The sequence below is a fragment of the Tessaracoccus sp. genome (assembly GCF_016714275.1).
Classification (GTDB): domain Bacteria; phylum Actinomycetota; class Actinomycetes; order Propionibacteriales; family Propionibacteriaceae; genus Arachnia.
The window spans coordinates 200,076-217,678 of the sequence record NZ_JADJNP010000001.1; the positions used below are offsets into that span (position 1 = coordinate 200,076).

A 17,603-nucleotide genomic window follows, 5' to 3' on the forward strand; every position below is an offset into this window, starting at 1 on the left:
CCCATGCTCCAACCGGGACTCCAGCCCGCGCTCCCGCGTTCCTCCGACGCCCTTCCCCCCGGCAAGGCCCGACGGCGCTACTGGACGCTGCTGATCGCTCTGCTCGCGCTCTCCCTGCTCTTCGCTTTCGGCCTCCTCGCCTGGGACAACCCCATGCCGATGGGCACGGAGGGATTCTGGACCATCGCGAAGATGCGGGCCACCAGCGTCGTCGTCATCCTCATCGTGGCGTTCTGCCAGGCCATCGCGACGGTGAGCTTCCAGACCGCCACGAACAACCGCATCATCACGCCGTCGATCATGGGCTTCGAGTCGCTCTATCGCGCGGTGCAGACCGCCTCGGTGTACTTCCTCGGCATCGCGGGGATCACGGCCCTCCGGGGCGTCCCCCAGTTCCTGCTGCAGGTGGCGCTCATGGTGGGCTTCGCCCTGCTGCTGTACGGCTGGCTGCTGTCCGGCAAGTACGGCAACCTGCAGGTCATGCTGCTGGTGGGCATCATCCTCGGCGCGGGCCTGGGGTCCATAGCGACGTTCATGCAGCGCCTGCTGACGCCCAGCGAGTTCGACGTACTGGCCGCGCGCCTGTTCGGCAGCATCGGCCAGGCCGACGCCGCCTACCTGCCCTACGCCATTCCGCTCGCGGCCGTCGCAGGGGCAGGGCTTTGGCTCAACGCCAAGAACCTCAACCTGCTGGGCCTGGGCCGCGACGCCGCCATCAGCCTGGGCATCAACCACCGCCGCCAGACCATGGTGACGCTGTTCTTCGTCTCCATCTTGATGGCCGTCTCCACGGCCCTCGTGGGTCCGATGACGTTCCTCGGCTTCCTCGTCGCGACGCTCGCCTATCAGCTCGCCGACACCTACGACCACCGCTACATCTTCCCGATGTCGGTGGCCACCGCCTTCATCGTCCTGACCGGCTCGTACTTCATCATGAAGCACGTCTTCTACGCCCAGGGCGTCGTCTCGATCATCATCGAGCTGGTCGGCGGCGGCATCTTCCTGCTGGTCCTCCTCCGAAAGGGACGCCTGTGATCACGCTCAAAGGGGTGTTGAAGACCTACAGCAGCGAGGTCGCGATCGGCCCCGTGGACCTGGAGATCCCGGAGGGCGGCATCACCGCGCTCGTCGGGGCGAACGGCGCAGGCAAGTCGACGCTGCTGACGATGATTGGACGCCTGCTCGGCATGGACGCCGGCGCCATCGAAATCGCGGGCTACGACGTCGCCACAACGAAGTCGAAGGATCTCGCAAAGATCGTGTCGATCCTCCGCCAGGAGAACCACTTCATCACGCGGCTCACCGTGCGCCAACTCGTCGGGTTCGGCCGCTACCCCCACTCGCAAGGACGATTGACACCGCACGACGAGGAGAAGATCAGCCAGGCCATCGACTTCCTCGACCTCGGCGGGCTGGAGAGTCGGTACTTGGACCAGCTCTCCGGCGGCCAGCGGCAGCGCGCCTACGTCGCGATGGTGCTGGCCCAGGACACCGAGTACGTGCTGCTCGACGAGCCGCTGAACAACCTGGACGTGTCGCACTCGCACGCGATGCTGCAGACGCTCCGCCGCGCCGCCGACCAGCTGGGCAAGACCGTCGTGATCGTGGTGCACGACATCAACTACGCGTCGTGCTGGGCGGACCAGATCGTGGCGATGAAGAACGGCGGCATCGTGGCGATCGGGACGCCGTCGGAGATCGTGCAGCAGGAGCTACTCGCGGAGGTGTTCGACCTGGAGATCGAGGTGGCCGAGTACCGCGGCCGTCGCATCGCCCACTTCTACCTGCCCGTGCCGGTGTGCGAGCGCTGCCACAAGCAGCCGGGTAGGGGGTGCTGCCTCGACGGCGTCCCCGTGGTCGACGGCTCCGTGCCGCTGACACTCAACCAGTGAAGAGGGCCTTGCCGACGAAGTCGCCCTCACGAATGCCTGGGGGGACGGCCCAGAGACCCGAGCCGATGTGCTGCAGATACTCCATCATCAGGTCGTTACGGCTCATCCGCGACTGCATCGGGATGTAGTGCGTGCGCGGGTCGGTCACGAAGGCGATGAAGAACAGGCCCGCGGACAGCCGGCCCAGCTGGTCGTTGCCGTCGACGTAGTTGTAGCCGCGGCGCAGCATGTGCACGCCGTCGTTGTGGTCGGGGTGTGCAAGCGCGACATGCGAGTCAACATCCATGATCGGAGTCCCCTCTCGTCCGAGGAGCGCGAAGTCGGGCTGGTCGAACTCCTGTCCCCCGGACAGCGGCGCTCCCTCGCGCTTGGTGCGCCCGACGATCGTCTCCTGCTCGCGCATCGCGGAACGGTCCCAGGTCTCGATCTGCATCTTGATCTTGCGCGCCACCAGGTACGAGCCGCCCGCGAGCCACTCGGCCGCAGGGTCCGCGCCCGACGGCACCCAGACGTGCTCGTCGATCAGGTCCGTCTGCTCGCCGCGCAGCCCCATCGTGCCGTCCTTGAACCCGAAAAGGTTGCGGGGCGTCTCCTGCGTGATGCTCGTCGACGACGTCCTTCCGAACCCCAGCTGTGACCAGCGCAGCACGGCGCGGCCGAACGCGATCCTGGTGAGGTTCCGAACGGCGTGCACCGCGACCTGCGGGTCGTCGGCACACGCCTGAACGCAGAGATCACCGTCGGAGACGGCCGGGTTGAGGTTGTCGGCGACGAAGTGGGGCAGACGCTGAAGAGCCTCCGGGCAGCGCTCGCCGATCCCGAACCGGTCCTTGCCGCGGCCGTCGACGAACAGCGTAGGGCCGAAGCCGAACGTGATCGTCAGACCCGACGGCGGCAGTCCATAGGCCTCGCCGGTGTCCTGCGGCGGGGCGTCGTATGGGCCGGACATGGGGTCGAGCTCGCCTGCCGAGCTCCCCTGGGTCATGCGGGCCGCGGCGTCGGTCCAGTCGCGCAGCAGCGAGATCAGCCCGTCGCGATCGACGCCGTACGCGACGTCGAACGCCGCGAAGTGCATCCGGTCCTGTGCTGGGGTGACGATGCCCGCCTGGTGCTCGCCGAAGTACGGGTAGGCGCGCTCGGCGCCGGACGTCGACGCGGGCTCGCCGGATCGGGATGCGACGTTGGCGAGCACCAGCGCCCCCGCCGCAGCACCGCCGACCGCGGCGGCGCCGAAGAGGCCGCGCCGACTGACGTCGCTCATGCCAGGATCACACCCGCGATCTTCGACAGCGGCTCGCTCAACGTGTTGACGGCGTCGGAGAGCTGCTTGACCTGCTCGTCGGTCAGTTGGTCGTACGTGACGAAGCCGTCGCCCTTGCGCTGGGCGTCGAGCAGCGTCTGGAGCTCATCGAACGCCTTGGCGATCTGGTCGTCGAGGGCCTTGTCCTTGCGCTGCAGCAGCGGGCGCAGGCCCTCCCAGGCGACGCGGGCGCCGTCGACGTTGGCCTGGAAGTCCCAGAGGTCGGTGCGCGACCAGTACTCCTCCTCGCCGGTGACCTTGCCGGTGGCGACCTCGTCGAGCAGGCCCTTTGCACCATTGGCGATGTCGGAGGCGCTGAAGGCCATGTCGCGGGTGCGGTCGTAGAGCGTTTGGGTGTCGGCGACGAGCTTGTCGGCGATCTCGGTGCGCTCGGCATCGGTCATCGCGGTGTAGCCATCGGCGCGCTGGGGCCAGAGGTCCTTCTCAAGGCGGTGCCAGCCGGTGAACGCGTCGCCCTCCTCAAGGTCCGCCTCGCGGGCGTCCATCTGCGGGTCGAGGTCGCCGAAGCTCTCGGCGACGGTCTCGACGCGCTCCCAGTGGACGCGGGCGTCGGCGTAAAGGGCACGCGCCTCGTCGTCCTTGCGCTCCGTGACGAGCTGCGCGAACTGCTGGGTCTTGACCAGCAGCTGGTCGACCTGGTCGCGGACGTAGGACGCGTACTGCGTGTCCGCTTCCTTCACCAGGTCGGCGTCCTCGCCGGTGGGACCGACGGGCTCGCCCGAGTCGGTGACGGTGAAGCCGCCACGGATGCCCTCGCCGACCATGCCCGGCTTGCAGGCCGTGAAGTAGGTGCCCGCAGGGGCCGTCAACACCAGGTCGCGGGTGAGCCCGGGGCCGACGTTCTCGATCTCCGCGATGATCCGGAGCCCGTCCTCGCCGAGGAGGTAGAACTCGTTGATCTTCGTGCCCTCGTTGGTGACCTTGAAGGTGATGGTGCCCGACGGCGCCTCCGCGGCCGAAACCTTGCACTCGGTGTCGGACGCGGCGACGGTGAGGACGCGGGCATTGGCTTCGGTATCGCCCGGTGCAGGGGCGGGGGCGTTGTCGGTGCAGGCCGTGGCGGCGAGCAGGCCGACGGCGATCGTCGGGAGGAGAAGGCGGCGGATCATCGGGTTGCTCCTTGAGGAAGTGGGGTGGGCGCCGGCCGGTGCGCGGCGCGATTGCGCTGGATGAAGAGGCCGCCGACGACGACCACGTAGGCCACCCAGACGGTGGCCTCGAGCACGGTCGTGACCGGCGAGAAGTTGAAGACGCCCTTGAGGACGGTGCCGAGGACGCTGTCGAGCGTGATGACGTGACTGACGTCGAAGGCGATCGTGTGCAGGCCCGGCAGAACGCCCGCCTCCTGCAGGTCGTGGACGCCGTAGGCGAGCACGCCCGCGGCGACGACGATGAGGAACGCGCCCGTCCACGTGAAGAACTTGGACAGGTTGATCCGTAGCGCGCCGCGGTAGATCAGGTACCCGAGGACGACGGCGACGACGATGCCCAGCAACGCCCCGAGGAGCGGCTGGAACGTGGCGCCGGTGTCGCGGGCGGCCGCCTGGGTGGCGGCCCAGATGAACAGCGCCGTCTCCAGGCCTTCACGCCCAACGGCGAGCAGCGCGACGACGGTGAGCGACCATGGCTTTGTTGCGCCGTCGACCGAGCTGCGCAGGGTCGCGCTCAGCCCCCGGGCCGCCGTCGCCATCCAGAGGATCATCCACGTGACGAAGCCGACGGCGACGATCGACAGCGTGCCGCCGATGATCTCCTGCGCCTCGAACGTCAGCCCCTTCGGCCCGTACGTGAGGATGGCGCCGAAGAGCAGCGAGATGCCGACAGCGATGCCGACGCCCGCCCAGATGTAGCGCAGATCGTGACGACGATCGGCTTTGACGAGGTACGCCAGCAGGATGCTGACGATCAGCGCGGCCTCGAGTCCCTCCCGGAGCCCGATCAGGAAATTTGCTAACATGCGCCTTGCCTTATCTATTCAAGGCGAGAGTAGACCTCTCCGACCCGCCGACGCAAAATCCGTCCGCTCAGTGGCCATGGCCACTGGTTGATTTCGACACGGCCCCGGCGCTTCGCGCAGGGCCGGCTCAATCCGGCCGGAGCCGCCGCACGGTCCAGCGAGGCCGACCTAGCCCTCCCAGTACGCGCGCACGGCGCGGGCGAGGTACTCAGGGTCGTCGACGCCGCAGAGTTCGCGCGCCGAGTGCATGCTCAGCAGACCTACGCCGACGTCGACAGTCGTGATGCCAAGACGGGTCGCGGTGATCGGGCCGATCGTCGAGCCGCAAGGCACCGCGTTGTTCGACACGAACGCCTGCGTGGGGACATCGGCTGACGCGCAGGCCCGGAGCCAGATCGCGGCGCCGACAGCGTCGGTCGCATACCGCTGGTTGGCGTTGATCTTCAGCAACGGGCCACGGTTGGGCAGCGGGCGGTTCATCGGATCGTGCACGCCCGGGTAGTTGGGATGGACGAGGTGCCCGCAGTCCGCCGAGACGCAGCTGGATCGCGCGAACATCGCGCGGGTCTCGTCGAGGTTCAGCCCGTAGCCGGCGGCGATCCGCTCCAGGACATCCTGCAGAACGGGTCCTCCCGCGCCCGTGGCCGTGTCGGAGCCGACCTCCTCGTGGTCGAACGCGGCGAAGACGACGATGTCCCGGGTCTGTTCAACGGCCTCGATGGCAGCCAACGCCGCGTGGGTTGAGAGCAGGTTGTCCAGCCGCGCGGAGGCGAGGAACTCCTGCTCGAGGCCGACGACCGTCGACGGCTGGGTGTCGAACGTGAAGAGGTCGTGGAAGGCGACCTGGCCGACGTCGATGCCGGCGAGCCCGCAGAGGTGTTCGAGGAGCGAGCCGCGCAGCTCGACGGCGAGAACAGGCTGCGTGTGCGCCTGCCGATCCAGCTTCAGCGCCTCGTTGGCGGTGCGGTCCAGGTGGATGGCGAGCTGCGGGATGCGCGCGATAGGCCCGCTCTTGACCAGGTGGACAGCGCCGTCGATCGTCACGATGCGACCCGCGATGCCGAGGTCTCGGTCGAGCCAGGAGTTCAGCAGCGGTCCGCCGTAGACCTCGACGCCGACACCCGTCCACCCGGCCGACTGCGGCGGCGGTCCCGGCTTCACCTTGAACCCGGGCGAATCGGTGTGCGTGCCGACGATGCGGAACCCCGCGTCCTCGGTCAGGTCCTCCGGTGCGATCCACGCGACGACGGCGCCGTCGCGCTGCAGGTAGCGGCGTCCACTCGGGGCGTCGAACGGTCGCGCGGGATCTACCCGTCGGAACCCCGCCGCATCCAGCCGCCGGGCGATCTCCGCGGCTGTGTGGTAGCTAGTGGGCGACGCCGTGACGAACGCCGCGAGTTGCTCGATGTGCGGGCTGGACATGAGCCTCAGGGTAGCCAGATCGGCACTCGCCGGGGAGCCGCGCGGAAAATGTCGGTGGGCCCTGATTAGCTTGTCCGTATGGATCTCCTCCTGCTTCTCCTGGCTCTCATCCTGGGTGCCGCCGCCGGCTTCTGGGTGGCCCGCGCCACCGGTGCTGCGGCCCAGCCGCAGACTGATGCTGACCCGCGCGCCCTCACGGCTGTGCAGGAGGAGGCATCGACGGCGCGTGCCGAAGCAGTACGTGTCCGCGAGGAGTTGGCGGCCGTCCGGGCTGACGCGACGCGTCAGTCGCTGGAGGCCGCGGAGCTGAGGACGACGGTGGCCGAGGCGCAGCGACTGGTCGCCGAGGCGAGGGGCGAGACGGTGCGGGTTGCGGCGCAGGTTGCCGCGGCAACGGCGCAGCGTGACGCGGCGGTGCAGAAGGCGGAGGAGCAGGCCGCGGACCGCGAGGCGCTGCTGAACCAGTTCAAGGTGCTGAGCGCCGAGTCGTTGGAGCGGCAGGGCAGGCAGGCGGACGCCGCGACGGAGCAGCGGCTGAAGGCCACCGAGCAGTTGGTCGCGCCGCTTACGGATGGGCTGCGGCAGATGCAGGAGAAGCTGCAGTTGGTGGAACTCGACCGAGCGCGGATGGCGGCGGAGCTCAGCGAACAGGTCGCGGCGGTACAGCGTTCCGGCGAGGCCATCCGCCGCGAGACCACCAGTCTGTCCAACGCGCTGCGCACCCCCCAGGTGCGCGGAGCCTGGGGCGAGCGCAGCCTGAAGCGCATCGTCGAGATCTCCGGGCTCACCGAGCGCTGCGACTTCGACACGCAGCAGACCTACGTCTCCGACGACGGCCGCTTCCGTCCGGATCTCCGCGTCAACCTCCCCGCGGGCAAAGTCATCTTTGTCGACTCGAAGGTGCCGTTGGCCGCCGTCCTTGAGGCGTACAACACCGAGGACGAGGCGCAGCAGCGCGCGCACTTCCTTTCTTTCGCGCGTAACGTGCGCGCTCACATCGATCAGCTCTCGGACAAGGGGTACTGGCAGCTCGACCTCGGTTCGCCGGAGTTCGTGGTTCTCTATCTGCCGTCAGACGAGATCTATCGCCTGGCGCTCGAACACCTGCCCGACCTGCACGACTACGCCACGCGCAAGCACATCGTCCTCTCTTCTCCTGGCCTGCTGATCCCGCAGCTGCAGATCGTGGCCAACGGCTGGAAGCAGGTCGCGCTGGCGGAGACCGCCGGGCAGATCTCCAAGCTGGGCCGTGAGCTGCACCAGCGCCTCGCCACACTCGGCTCCCACTTCGACAAGCTCGGTCGTTCGCTCACCAGCTCCGTGAAGGCCTACAACAGCGCCGTCGCCACGCTGGAGAGCCGCGTCATGGTCTCGGCCCGCCGCTTCCGCGACCTTGAGGTCACCAACGAGGAACTCACCCAGCTTGACCCCCTCGCTGAGACCACGCGCCAGCCCGCCGTTGCCGAGATGATCACCTACGCGGAGGACCGCGACCGCGAGCGCACGCTCTTCACCGAGGACCGCGAGCGCACCCTTTTCGCCGACGACACCTCTGCCGTCCGTCAGCTCCGCCGCGACGGCACCGGCACCGCTGGCTGAGCCGTCTCGACTTATCCACAGATTCCCGAGACCCGCTCGCGCCCGTGCGCGCGCTTTGGTTGAATAGCGACACTCGCTGGACTTGGGAGGCATCCATGCGCATCGTGACCGGACTGACGTGTCTCGCGCTGCTGGCCGCGTGCACACCTTCGACGCCACCATCCCCTCCACCCTCCACGTCATCCGCACCCTCCCCCACCCCGACGCCGAGCCCGTCTCCCTCACCGAGCCCCTCGCCGTCGCCGACGGCGGTGGAGTCGTTCCCGCCCGCTCCCCCATCCGAGAAGGGCGAGATCGCTGACATCCGCGCCGGCTGGGAGGCCTACGAGTCCGCCAAGGACATGTATTACCGCGACCCAGACCTCACAGACTGGGAAGCCCTCGGCAGGACAACCACCGGAGACGAACGACCCGGAGCGATCGCCGATATCTCCGAGGCCCGCGAGATGAACCTTAAGCAGTTGGGCGACGCTATCTTCCGGGATGTGGAGATCGGAACCCCCGAGACTGGTAGCGACGGAGTTCGCAGCGCGGTGGTGAGCTACTGCGAGGACCCCTCGAAGCTAGATCTTGTAGACACCAGCACAGGAGAGCCGGTTGTCAGGACCGCGCAAGACACTCTGGCCTCTCGGGTGACCATGCATCTGCTTCCCGACGGGACATGGCGTGCGGCGCTCTATGAAAGCGTGTTTCAGCAATGCTGAGACGGGTTCTGCTCGTACTGCTGGTAGCCCTCCTTCTGCACCAAACAGCGATGCCGAGTTGGGCCAACTGCGTCAGCAAATGCAGCAAGGTCACGAAGAAGTGCCGAGTCGTCTGCCCAGAGGGCGGTTCTGGAGATTCAGACGGGGCTCCTGGCAAGTCCGGGACGAGACAGTGCCTGTTCCAGGGCCAGGCCATCAAGTGTCGCTACCGCGACATGACCTGGAACAACCACAGCAGCGCCTGGTGCAAACCCATGGCGCCCCAACCCCCGAAGGACTTCTGGGCCTGGGATGGAAACACCGACGGCTACATCGCCGAGTGCCTCCGCCCCAACGGCAATCTCATCCCCGATCCTGGCATGGTCTACTACATCTGGCTCCCCGACACCGACGCGACGCCGCCCGACCCCGAAGAGCTCGCTCGCCAGATCCTCGCCGAACTCCAACTCGACGCCCCGAAGATGGGAATGTTCCCCAAAGGCGACTCAGAGAAGCACATGGGTTTCGTCGGCTGGAACATGTGGCTGTGGTCCGAAACCCCCAACTCAAACCAGTGGGGACCGATATCGGCGTCCCGCAGTGAGTCCGGGATCACCGTGACCTTGACCGCCGAAGTCGAGAAGGTCGTCTGGGACATGGGCGACGGCGGTACCGCCACCTGCGGCAAGGGCACCCCCTGGACCTCGACTCGTACCGACGGCGGCCGGAACATCCCTTCCCCGAACTGTGGATACATGTACGAGGCCATGGGCCGCTACACCGTGACCGCCACCGCCCACTGGCACGTCGCCTGGTCCGGTGCCGGCGAGTCCGGCACCATCCCTCTCGAACTCAGCAGGGACGCACCCATGCGCGTCGGCGAGCTCCAGTCCGTCCTCATCGCCAACCGCTAGCCACCGCCCATGTGGGCCCACCCGTCGCCGGAACCCGACGGCTGAGAGGGCTATGCTGAGGCATGCATGAACGAAGACATCGCCTCGTCCTCGGTCTCATCGTCACGGCCTGGGGGCTGGCCGTCTGGCTGCTTGCAGCTTCACAGTTCTTTGTCCCTCTCCCCGTCGTCCTACTCTGCGGGGGATGGGGCGTGGTCTATGCCGTCGCGGGCGTCACGGCCCGACTGGCGGCGATGCAGCTGGTGTCCCTGTGCGCGTTCGCGGTTGTCTCCGCGTTCCTGATCGAACCCAGCCTGGTCGCCCTATGGATGGTGGTCCTCGCCGTCGGGTTCTTCGCCCTCTGGATGGCGCCGGTGGGCGTGTATCTCAGTTGGCGACGGGGTGGGCAACGGGGTGCACAATTGCATCCATGACCGCCCTGTCCGAGCTCGCCGCACAAGTCCCCGACGCCGTCCGCCGACTGGCCGGCATTGCGCGCCGCACCCCGGTTCACCTCGACGAGCGACTGTCGACCACGACGGGGGCGCAGATCTGGCTGAAGCGCGAGGACCTGCAACCCGTGCGCTCCTACAAGCTGCGTGGGGCCTACAACCTGATGGCGCAGCTGCCTGAGGATGCGAAGGCCGCGGGCGTCGTCTGCGCGTCCGCGGGCAACCACGGGCAGGGCGTCGCGTACTCGGCTGCGGCGCTCGGCATGCACGCGACCGTTGTGGTGCCTCACACGACGCCACGGCAGAAGCGGCAGCGCATCGTGGACCTCGGCCGCGGCCAAGTCGACCTCGTGCTCTACGGCGCCACCTATGACGAGGCCTCCGACGAGGCCGCCCGCATGGCGGAACAGGACGGCAGGGTCCTTGTCCCCGCATTCAACGACCCGCGCACCGCCGCCGGGCAGGCGACCGTCATGGTGGAGGCGATCGAACAGCTCGGGTTCGTGCCAGACATCGTGGTCGTTCCTGTCGGCGGGGGCGGCCTCCTCGCGGGGGTTGCCGCGTGGCTGCAGACGGCGCATCCGGAGGTACGCGTCATCGGCGTCGAGCCCGAGGGTGCCCCGTGCATCGCAGCCGCGCTCTCGGCGGGCCGCCCGGTCACCCTGAAGAACATCGACACGTTCGTCGACGGCGCAGCCGTCCGCCGCGCCGGTGACTACACGTTCGAGGTCATCCGCGAGGCCAATGTGGAGCTCATGCGCGTGCCCGAAGGCCAGGTGTGCAGCGAAATGCTGACCATGTACCAGACCGACGGCATCATCGCCGAGCCCGCCGGCGCGCTCGCCGCCGCGGCGCTTCCCAGCGGCGGCCCCGGTCCACGCATCCAGATACCCACCGGCTCGCGTGTGCTCGTGCTGGTCTCCGGCGGCAACAACGACGTCTCCCGCTATGCAGAAGTGGTCGAGCGCTCCCTGATCCACGAGGGCAGGAAACGCTACTTCCTCGTCGACTTTCCGCAGCAGCCCGGCGCGCTACGGATGTTCCTCGACTCCGTCCTCGGACCCGACGACGACATCACCTACTTCGAGTACGTCAAGCGCAACAACCGCGAGACGGGCCCGGCGCTCGTCGGCGTCGAGCTGGGGAACCCGGGCGACTACCGCTTCCTGCTGGAGCGGATCGGCGAGTGCGGCATGAAGGCGGAAGAGGTCGCCTACGACAGCCCGTACTTCCAGTTCCTGGTGTAGCGGGTCAGTGCTTGACGGCGCGGCGGAGGTCCTTGCGGAGCTCCGGCGGGAGCGCGAACGTCAACGTCTCCTCCGTCAGACGCTCCTCGACCGCGGCGGGGAACCCGCGCTCCTCCAGGAAGGTCAGCACGCCTTGGACGAGGTCATCGGGGACCGATGCGCCGCTGGTGACGCCCACCTTCGAGACGCCCTCGAGCCAGGTCGGGTCGATCTCGCCCGCGTTGTCCACACGGTAGGACGCCTTCGCGCCTGCCTCGAGCGCGACCTCGACGAGGCGCACGGAGTTCGACGAGTTGCGTGAACCGACCACGATCATGAGGTCGCAGCCGCCCTGGGCAATCTGCTTGACCGCGAGCTGTCGGTTCTGCGTCGCGTAGCAGATGTCGTCCGACGGCGGATCCATCAGCAGCGGGAACTTCTGCCGCAGCCTGCCCACGGTCTCCAGGGTCTCGTCCACCGACAGCGTCGTCTGGCTCAGCCACGCGAGATTGGTGCCCTCGGGGATCTCCAGGTCGTCGACATCCGCCGGCGACTGCACGAGCGTCGTTTGATCGGGAGCCTCACCCATCGTGCCCTCGACCTCCTCGTGCCCGGCGTGGCCGATGAGGAGGATCTGCGTGCCCTGGCCCGCGAATCGCTTCGCCTCATGGTGCACCTTGGTGACCAGCGGGCAGGTCGCGTCGATGGTCTTCAGCGAGCGCTCGGCTGCCTCGGCATGCACCGCAGGCGAGACGCCGTGCGCGGAGAACACCACGGTCGCGCCGAGGGGCACCTCGTCGAGCTCCTCGACGAAGATCGCCCCGCGCGACTCGAGCGTCTCCACGACGTGCTTGTTGTGGACGATCTGCTTGCGCACGTAGACGGGCGGACCGTACAGGTCGAGCGCCTTCTCGACGGTAACGACGGCGCGGTCGACGCCTGCGCAGTAACCACGGGGCGCGGCGACGACAACTCGCTTCGAATCGGTGCTCATGGGCAACAGTCTACGAGGCGCTGGGCCGCGCCCATTCCTGCGCGGCGAGGCGCTCCACGACGAGGGCGACACCGTCATCGTCGTTCGTCGCCGTGACCTCGTCGGCGACGACGGCCACTCCGGGCCCCGCGTTGCCCATCGCGACGCCCAACCCGGCCCATGCGAGGAGCTCGACGTCGTTCTCGTTGTCTCCAAACGCGACGATCTCTTCGGGCGCGATGCCGTACCGGTCGGCGATCCGCGCCACTCCTGTTGCCTTGTTGACACCCTCCGCCGCAACCTCGAGGAAGGGTGCTCCCGACGTCGTCGGCGTGCAGCCGGGCACGGCCAGGTCGCGGGCGGCCGCTAGAAGCTCATCCGGTGCCACGTCCGAGCCGCGGATGACCAGCTTCGACGTGCCGTCGGCCAGCACGTCGTCGAGGTCGAACTCGGAGACGTCGCCGCGTCGGCCGTGATCGCCCGGATCCATCAGCCCGACGTACCCGCGTTGCGGCAGGAACGTGGCACCGGCGTCGCGCACCGACACGCAGCGGACGGTCGGATACAGCTCCTGCAAGCCGAAGAACAGCGCGCGCTGCGCCTCCACCGCGATGGTGTCTTCGAACAGCACCTCACCCGTTCCCAGGTGATAGCCGACCGCCCCGTTGGCTCCGAGCACCACGCCGTCGGCGAGGAACGTGTCCCGCACCACCTCCTCGATCGAGAAAGGCTGGCGTCCGGATGCGGGAACGACGAGGACGCCGGCCTCGTGTGCCTCCCGCAGCGCGAGCAGGTTCCGCGCCGGGATGCGGTGCCGGCTGTTCAGCAGCGTGCCGTCGAGGTCTGTGGCAATCAGTCGGATCACGGTTCTGACCCTATCCCGGTGCGGGTAGGGTTCCCGCCATGGCCCTTGACAGCTCGGCGGAGCACCCGCAGCCGCTGGGACGCGTCATCGGCGCGATCAAGGACTGGGTCGGCCGCTGCGGCGAGATTTGGGTCGACGCGCAGGTGGTCGAGATCAAACGGCGGGCGGCGCCCACGCAGTTCCTCACCTTCCGCGACCGCTTCGCCGACATGTCGGCGCGCGTGACGGTGTCGTCGCTCGTGCTCGACTCCGCGGGGCCTCTTCCCGAGGGGTCCCGGGTAGCCGCGCGGATCCGCCCGCGAGTGTGGGACCGCGACACATCGCTCAGCTTCGAGTGTCTTGAGATCCGGGTCGCGGGCGAGGGCCGGCTCCTCGCGCAGCTGGAGCAGCTCAAACGCAAGCTCCAAGCGGAGGGGCTGTTCGAACCCCACCGCAAGCGCCGTCTCCCCGTGCTGCCGCGTGCGATCGGGTTGATCACAGGCAAGGACTCCGATGCCGAACGCGACGTCGTCACCACCGTGAGCCGGCGCTGGCCCACTGCGGCGATCAGGACGAGGCACGCCCTGGTGCAGGGCCCGACGGCCGCGGAGTCCGTGATGACCGCGCTCGCCGCGCTCGACGCCGACCCGGCCGTCGACGTCATCATCGTCGCTCGCGGCGGCGGCTCCCTCGAGGACCTGCTCGCCTTCTCCGACGAGGGCCTGGTCCGCGCTGTCGCGGCGGCGCGCACGCCGGTGGTCACCGCGATCGGCCACGAGGCCGACCAGCCTCTTGTCGACTACGTCGCGGACCTCCGCGCGTCCACTCCCACCGACGCGGGCAAGCGGGTCGTCCCCGATCACGCCGACGAGTCCGCCGGGCTGGTCCTCGCCCGCTCCCGCCTTGCGCGCGCCGTCGACACCCTGCTCGCGGCGGAGCAGGAGCGGCTCGACGCCCTCCGAACCCGTCCCGTGATGGTCGACCCGACCAGCGCGTTCGCCGCCCACTACGACCGCCTTGCCCATCTGCGCCACCGGCTGAACACCGCCGTCGACCGCACACTCCAGACCGAGCAGGCGGAGCTGCGGGCCGCGGTCGGCACCATTCGGGCACTGTCGCCGCAGCGCACCCTCCAGCGCGGCTACGCGGTCCTCGTCGACGACGCCCACCACTCCGTGTCCAGCATCGCCGACACCACCGCAGGTGCCCGCATCCAGGCGTATCTTGCCGATGGCGAACTCACGCTCGATGTCGTCGGCACTACTGTGAAGGAGGTCCCCCGTGGCTGAGCAGGAACCCACCTACGAGCAAGCGCGTGACGAACTCATGCGCGTGGTGCAACAACTGGAGTCCGGCGGCGCGTCGCTGGCCGAGTCGATGGCGCTCTGGCAGCGCGGGGAGAAGCTCGCCGAGATCTGCCAGGGATTCCTCGACGGCGCCCGCGAACAGGTTGCCTCCTCCCGGAAAACAGCCGGTTGAGTCAGCCCTGCTGCGCCGCCTCCGTCAGTGTCGCGGCGAAGGCCTCCAACGCGACGAAGTCCGAGTCGGCAGCGATGACGGCGGTGTCGGTCTCGCCCTTGCTCACCAGCGAACTCGTGCGTCCGTCCTTACTCTCGTAGCGCTCCCAAGAGCGCCCCGCGGCGTCGACCTCACCGCCGACGGCGTGGCCTTCCCTCGTCGCGGCCCGGACGAACGCGGACCCGGAGCCGTCGCGCTGCTGGAGGCCGAAGTAGATCTGGTCGGGTGACAGATAGCCCACCTGCCAGGAGTTGGCCTCGGCGGGCTCGCTCGTGATCCACGGCTGCCCCTCCTTTGCCCAGGCCGCGCGCACGGGCGTCCAGCCCTCGCCCAGCCCCTCGGCGACCAGCAGCGGGTACGGCGACTCGACCGTGGCGCGCTTCAGCTGGGCCGCGACATCGACCCGCTGCGGCCCCTCCTCGCCCGGGGAAGAGAAGAACCACACGAGAAGCAACACGGGGATGACGATCACAGCCATCGAGATGACCATGTCCCGCGAGCGGGCGTTCGGGTTGCGAGCCATGGGGTACAGCCTATTAGCGGCCGAAGCGGCGCTCGCGCTGCGTGTAGGCGCGCAGCGCTCGGACGAAGTCGACGCGACGGAAGTCCGGCCAGAGCGCCTCGCAGAAGTAGAACTCACTGTGCGCGGACTGCCACAGGAGAAAGCCGGACAGCCGCTGCTCGCCGGAGGTGCGGATGATGAGGTCGGGGTCGGGCTGTCCCTTGGTGTACAGGTGCTGCGAGATCTCCTCGATCTCGAGCGTCTGCGCCACCTCCTCCAGCGTCGCTCCCTCGGCGGCGCGGGTGGCGAGGAGCGAGCGGACGGCATCGCGGAGCTCCATCCGGCCGCCGTAGGCGATGGCAACGTTGACGTGCATGCCGTGGACGCCGTCGGTGGCGGCCGAGGATCGGCGCAGGGACTCGGCGACGTCGTCGGGCAGCAGTTCCAACGCGCCGACGGCCTGGACCCGCCAGCGGCCGGTGGCGGCGAGATCCGCGACGAGCTGGTCGATGACACCGAGCAGGTCGGTCAGTTCGTCGGCTTCGGAGCGTTGGAGGTTCTCGGTGCTCAGGACCCACAAGGTGATGACTTGGAGGTCCGCGTCGTCGCACCATTCGACGAACTCCACGAGCCGCGCGGCGCCCGCGCGATAGCCGGCGACGAGCGGCTCCCCCGGCGCGTTCATCCGCGCCCACCGACGGTTGCCATCGGCGAGGACGGCGACGTGCCGGGGAAGAGCTGCGCGGTCGAGATGCTCGAGCACGCCACGCTCATAGGTGGCGTACATCCACCGCGGCGGCCAGAACCGCTCAACCACCCGCTCCCACCACGCCATGGGGGAAGCCTAGTGGCCCGTCGGACCTAAATGCGGGGGTACGCGGCACCATGCGGGCGATTGACGTCGTTGTCGTCGGTCGACGTAGTGGGTCGGGTTCGTTGGTTTCGACACGGCAACGAAGGCCGAGGTCAACCGAGCGCTCGAATTGCCGAGGCCCGGAAGGCGTTCAGCGCGAAGCGCGATCACGACGGCTCGACCGGCGGTGTTGGTTTCGACGCCGACATCGGCTAACCTACGGAAGCGTAAGTTACGGAAGCGTAGGTATGCTCGTGAGCACAACGACCCACCCTCAAGGCGTCGACACGACCCTCCCCCTCGCCAAGCCGCGGCTCCGCGGCTGGCTCCACTTCGGCATGGCCCCGGTCATGCTGATCACCGGGCTCCTCTTCACGGCGCTCGCGCCGACGCTCGCCGGGCGGATCGGCTGCGCGGTCTACACACTGTCGGCGGTGCAGCTCTTCGGGACGAGCGCGGCCTACCACCGCGGCACGTGGTCGGACAGAACGAACGCGATCTTCCGCAGGATCGACCACTCCAACATCTTCGTCTTCATCGCGGGCAGCTACACGCCACTGACACTCACGCTGCTCGACGGCCCTGCCCGCTGGACACTGCTCATCCTGATCTGGTCCATCGCTACCCTCGGCGTGCTCTTCCGCACGACCTGGCTCGGCGCACCGCGCTGGTTGTACACGGCGCTGTACGTCGCAATGGGCTGGGCCGCCGTCGGATGGATGGGCCAGTTCTGGACCGCGGGCGGCCCGGCGGTGGTCATCCTCCTCATCTTGGGCGGTTTGGTCTACTCCCTAGGCGCGGTCGCGTACGCTACGAAACGTCCAAGACTCTCCCCTGTCTGGTTCGGGTTCCACGAGGCGTTCCACGCGTGCACGATAGTGGCGGCGATCCTTCACGCAGTCGCCATTGGTATATCGGTGTTTACGCCTTAAGGTGAACTACAGGCCCGAGCTCGGGGGTACAGGTGTACCCTCTTGGATCGGAAGCACACATGCCACGGAATAGGATGATATGGAACACGTGCTCGGCTACGAGTTGCACCGACTGCTCTGGTTCATCGACCACAAAGCCAACGACCGTCTCCGCCCTCACGGGCTGACCTACACCCAGTTCCGGATCCTACGCTCGATCGACGCGCTGTCCCCAGTAACCGGCAAGGATCTCGCCGCGTTCCTCCTGGTGACGCCCTCGTCCATGTCGAAGTCGGTGACCCGGCTGATCGACCAGGGGTTCGTCGTCGACACGCAGTTGCGCGGCGTCGGCAACATCCAGCGCCTCGAGCTGACGAGGAAGGGCAAGAGCCTCCTCGACCCCATCGCGGAAGAACTGGACGCCGTCCTGAATCACATCACCGCGAGCAGCGGAGTGGATCCCGAGACGCTGGCGAGCGCTCTTCGTCACATGACGGAGGAGTTCAGCAAGATCTCGGGCTCCATCACTCACCCGGCCGCTCCCTGAGCGTCCCCGG

At 68.2% G+C, this 17,603-nt stretch carries 20 protein-coding genes; 12 read left to right on the plus strand and 8 right to left on the minus strand.

The features are described 5' to 3' along the window. The first annotated feature begins 3 nt into the window (after positions 1-3). Both IPJ61_RS00960 and IPJ61_RS00965 read left to right on the plus strand, forming a co-directional pair. Positions 4-1,035: an iron chelate uptake ABC transporter family permease subunit gene (locus tag IPJ61_RS00960; protein ID WP_297102124.1), complete on the plus strand. Its 1,032-nt coding sequence runs from the start codon at positions 4-6 to the stop codon at positions 1,033-1,035. Then, on the plus strand, positions 1,032-1,892 hold the full coding sequence (locus tag IPJ61_RS00965; protein ID WP_297102126.1) for an iron ABC transporter ATP-binding protein: 861 nt from the start codon (positions 1,032-1,034) through the stop codon (positions 1,890-1,892). The genes IPJ61_RS00960 and IPJ61_RS00965 overlap by 4 nt, the downstream gene beginning before the upstream one ends. Here the strand turns inward: IPJ61_RS00965 and efeB are convergent. From efeB to IPJ61_RS00985, 4 genes are all read right to left on the minus strand, one after another. After that, positions 1,882-3,153, minus strand: a complete 1,272-nt coding sequence (gene efeB, locus IPJ61_RS00970; protein WP_297102128.1) for an iron uptake transporter deferrochelatase/peroxidase subunit — start codon at positions 3,151-3,153, stop codon at positions 1,882-1,884. The genes IPJ61_RS00965 and efeB overlap by 11 nt on opposite strands. Further along, on the minus strand, positions 3,150-4,322 hold the full coding sequence (efeO, locus tag IPJ61_RS00975; RefSeq protein ID WP_297102130.1) for an iron uptake system protein EfeO: 1,173 nt from the start codon (positions 4,320-4,322) through the stop codon (positions 3,150-3,152). Before efeO ends, efeB begins: the two co-directional genes overlap by 4 nt. Beyond that, complete coding sequence (gene efeU, locus IPJ61_RS00980; protein ID WP_297102132.1) at positions 4,319-5,170, minus strand: iron uptake transporter permease EfeU; 852 nt, start codon at positions 5,168-5,170, stop codon at positions 4,319-4,321. Before efeU ends, efeO begins: the two co-directional genes overlap by 4 nt. A gap of 168 nt (positions 5,171-5,338) precedes the next feature. Further along, positions 5,339-6,592 carry a M18 family aminopeptidase gene (locus IPJ61_RS00985; RefSeq protein WP_297102134.1) on the minus strand — a complete coding sequence of 418 codons (1,254 nt, stop codon included), beginning with the start codon at positions 6,590-6,592 and terminating at the stop codon, positions 5,339-5,341. Between the two features lie 78 nt (positions 6,593-6,670). Here IPJ61_RS00985 and IPJ61_RS00990 point away from each other — a divergent pair, with 78 nt between their 5' ends. The 6 genes from IPJ61_RS00990 to ilvA all read left to right on the plus strand — a co-directional run bounded on the left by IPJ61_RS00990 (position 6,671) and on the right by ilvA (position 11,466). Then, positions 6,671-8,191 carry a DNA recombination protein RmuC gene (locus tag IPJ61_RS00990; protein WP_297102136.1) on the plus strand — a complete coding sequence of 507 codons (1,521 nt, stop codon included), beginning with the start codon at positions 6,671-6,673 and terminating at the stop codon, positions 8,189-8,191. A 118-nt stretch (positions 8,192-8,309) separates the two neighbouring features. After that, positions 8,310-8,492 (plus strand): hypothetical protein, encoded by a 183-nt coding sequence (locus tag IPJ61_RS00995; RefSeq protein ID WP_297102138.1) that lies wholly within the window; start codon positions 8,310-8,312, stop codon positions 8,490-8,492. Further along, a complete protein-coding gene (locus IPJ61_RS01000; RefSeq protein WP_297102139.1) occupies positions 8,443-8,895 on the plus strand; it encodes a hypothetical protein in 453 nt (150 codons plus the stop codon). Before IPJ61_RS00995 ends, IPJ61_RS01000 begins: the two co-directional genes overlap by 50 nt. Before the next feature lie 254 nt (positions 8,896-9,149). Continuing rightward, on the plus strand, positions 9,150-9,788 hold the full coding sequence (locus IPJ61_RS01005; RefSeq protein WP_297102140.1) for a hypothetical protein: 639 nt from the start codon (positions 9,150-9,152) through the stop codon (positions 9,786-9,788). A 62-nt stretch (positions 9,789-9,850) separates the two neighbouring features. Then, the gene (locus IPJ61_RS01010) at positions 9,851-10,201 is read left to right on the plus strand and encodes a hypothetical protein (RefSeq protein ID WP_297102143.1); all 351 of its coding nucleotides are present in this window, start codon (positions 9,851-9,853) and stop codon (positions 10,199-10,201) included. Continuing rightward, positions 10,198-11,466, plus strand: coding sequence for a threonine ammonia-lyase IlvA (ilvA, locus tag IPJ61_RS01015; protein ID WP_297102145.1), 1,269 nt, complete (start codon positions 10,198-10,200; stop codon positions 11,464-11,466). The genes IPJ61_RS01010 and ilvA overlap by 4 nt, the downstream gene beginning before the upstream one ends. A 4-nt stretch (positions 11,467-11,470) precedes the next feature. Here ilvA and IPJ61_RS01020 read toward each other — a convergent pair whose 3' ends face one another. Both IPJ61_RS01020 and IPJ61_RS01025 read right to left on the minus strand, forming a co-directional pair. Then, a complete protein-coding gene (locus IPJ61_RS01020; protein WP_297102147.1) occupies positions 11,471-12,439 on the minus strand; it encodes a 4-hydroxy-3-methylbut-2-enyl diphosphate reductase in 969 nt (322 codons plus the stop codon). 10 nt (positions 12,440-12,449) lie between these two features. After that, complete coding sequence (locus IPJ61_RS01025) at positions 12,450-13,283, minus strand: Cof-type HAD-IIB family hydrolase (RefSeq protein ID WP_297102149.1); 834 nt, start codon at positions 13,281-13,283, stop codon at positions 12,450-12,452. A gap of 38 nt (positions 13,284-13,321) precedes the next feature. Between IPJ61_RS01025 and xseA the strand changes: the two genes are divergently transcribed. Together xseA and IPJ61_RS01035 are read left to right on the plus strand one after the other, a co-directional pair. Continuing rightward, positions 13,322-14,551 (plus strand): exodeoxyribonuclease VII large subunit, encoded by a 1,230-nt coding sequence (gene xseA / locus IPJ61_RS01030; protein ID WP_297102151.1) that lies wholly within the window; start codon positions 13,322-13,324, stop codon positions 14,549-14,551. Further along, the gene (locus tag IPJ61_RS01035) at positions 14,544-14,741 is read left to right on the plus strand and encodes an exodeoxyribonuclease VII small subunit (RefSeq protein ID WP_297102153.1); all 198 of its coding nucleotides are present in this window, start codon (positions 14,544-14,546) and stop codon (positions 14,739-14,741) included. The genes xseA and IPJ61_RS01035 overlap by 8 nt, the downstream gene beginning before the upstream one ends. Position 14,742: 1 nt before the next feature. On the opposite strand, the gene IPJ61_RS01040 is transcribed toward IPJ61_RS01035, so the two are convergent. Next, positions 14,743-15,303, minus strand: a complete 561-nt coding sequence (locus IPJ61_RS01040; RefSeq protein WP_297102155.1) for a DUF4245 domain-containing protein — start codon at positions 15,301-15,303, stop codon at positions 14,743-14,745. Between the two features lie 13 nt (positions 15,304-15,316). Continuing rightward, positions 15,317-16,117, minus strand: a complete 801-nt coding sequence (locus IPJ61_RS01045; protein WP_297102157.1) for an isoprenyl transferase — start codon at positions 16,115-16,117, stop codon at positions 15,317-15,319. 266 nt (positions 16,118-16,383) lie between these two features. On the opposite strand from IPJ61_RS01045, the gene trhA reads away from it, so the two are divergent. Continuing rightward, positions 16,384-17,067, plus strand: coding sequence for a PAQR family membrane homeostasis protein TrhA (gene trhA / locus IPJ61_RS01050; protein ID WP_459251243.1), 684 nt, complete (start codon positions 16,384-16,386; stop codon positions 17,065-17,067). 79 nt (positions 17,068-17,146) lie between these two features. Beyond that, the gene (locus IPJ61_RS01055; protein WP_297102161.1) at positions 17,147-17,593 is read left to right on the plus strand and encodes a MarR family winged helix-turn-helix transcriptional regulator; all 447 of its coding nucleotides are present in this window, start codon (positions 17,147-17,149) and stop codon (positions 17,591-17,593) included. Positions 17,594-17,603: the final 10 nt, after the last annotated feature.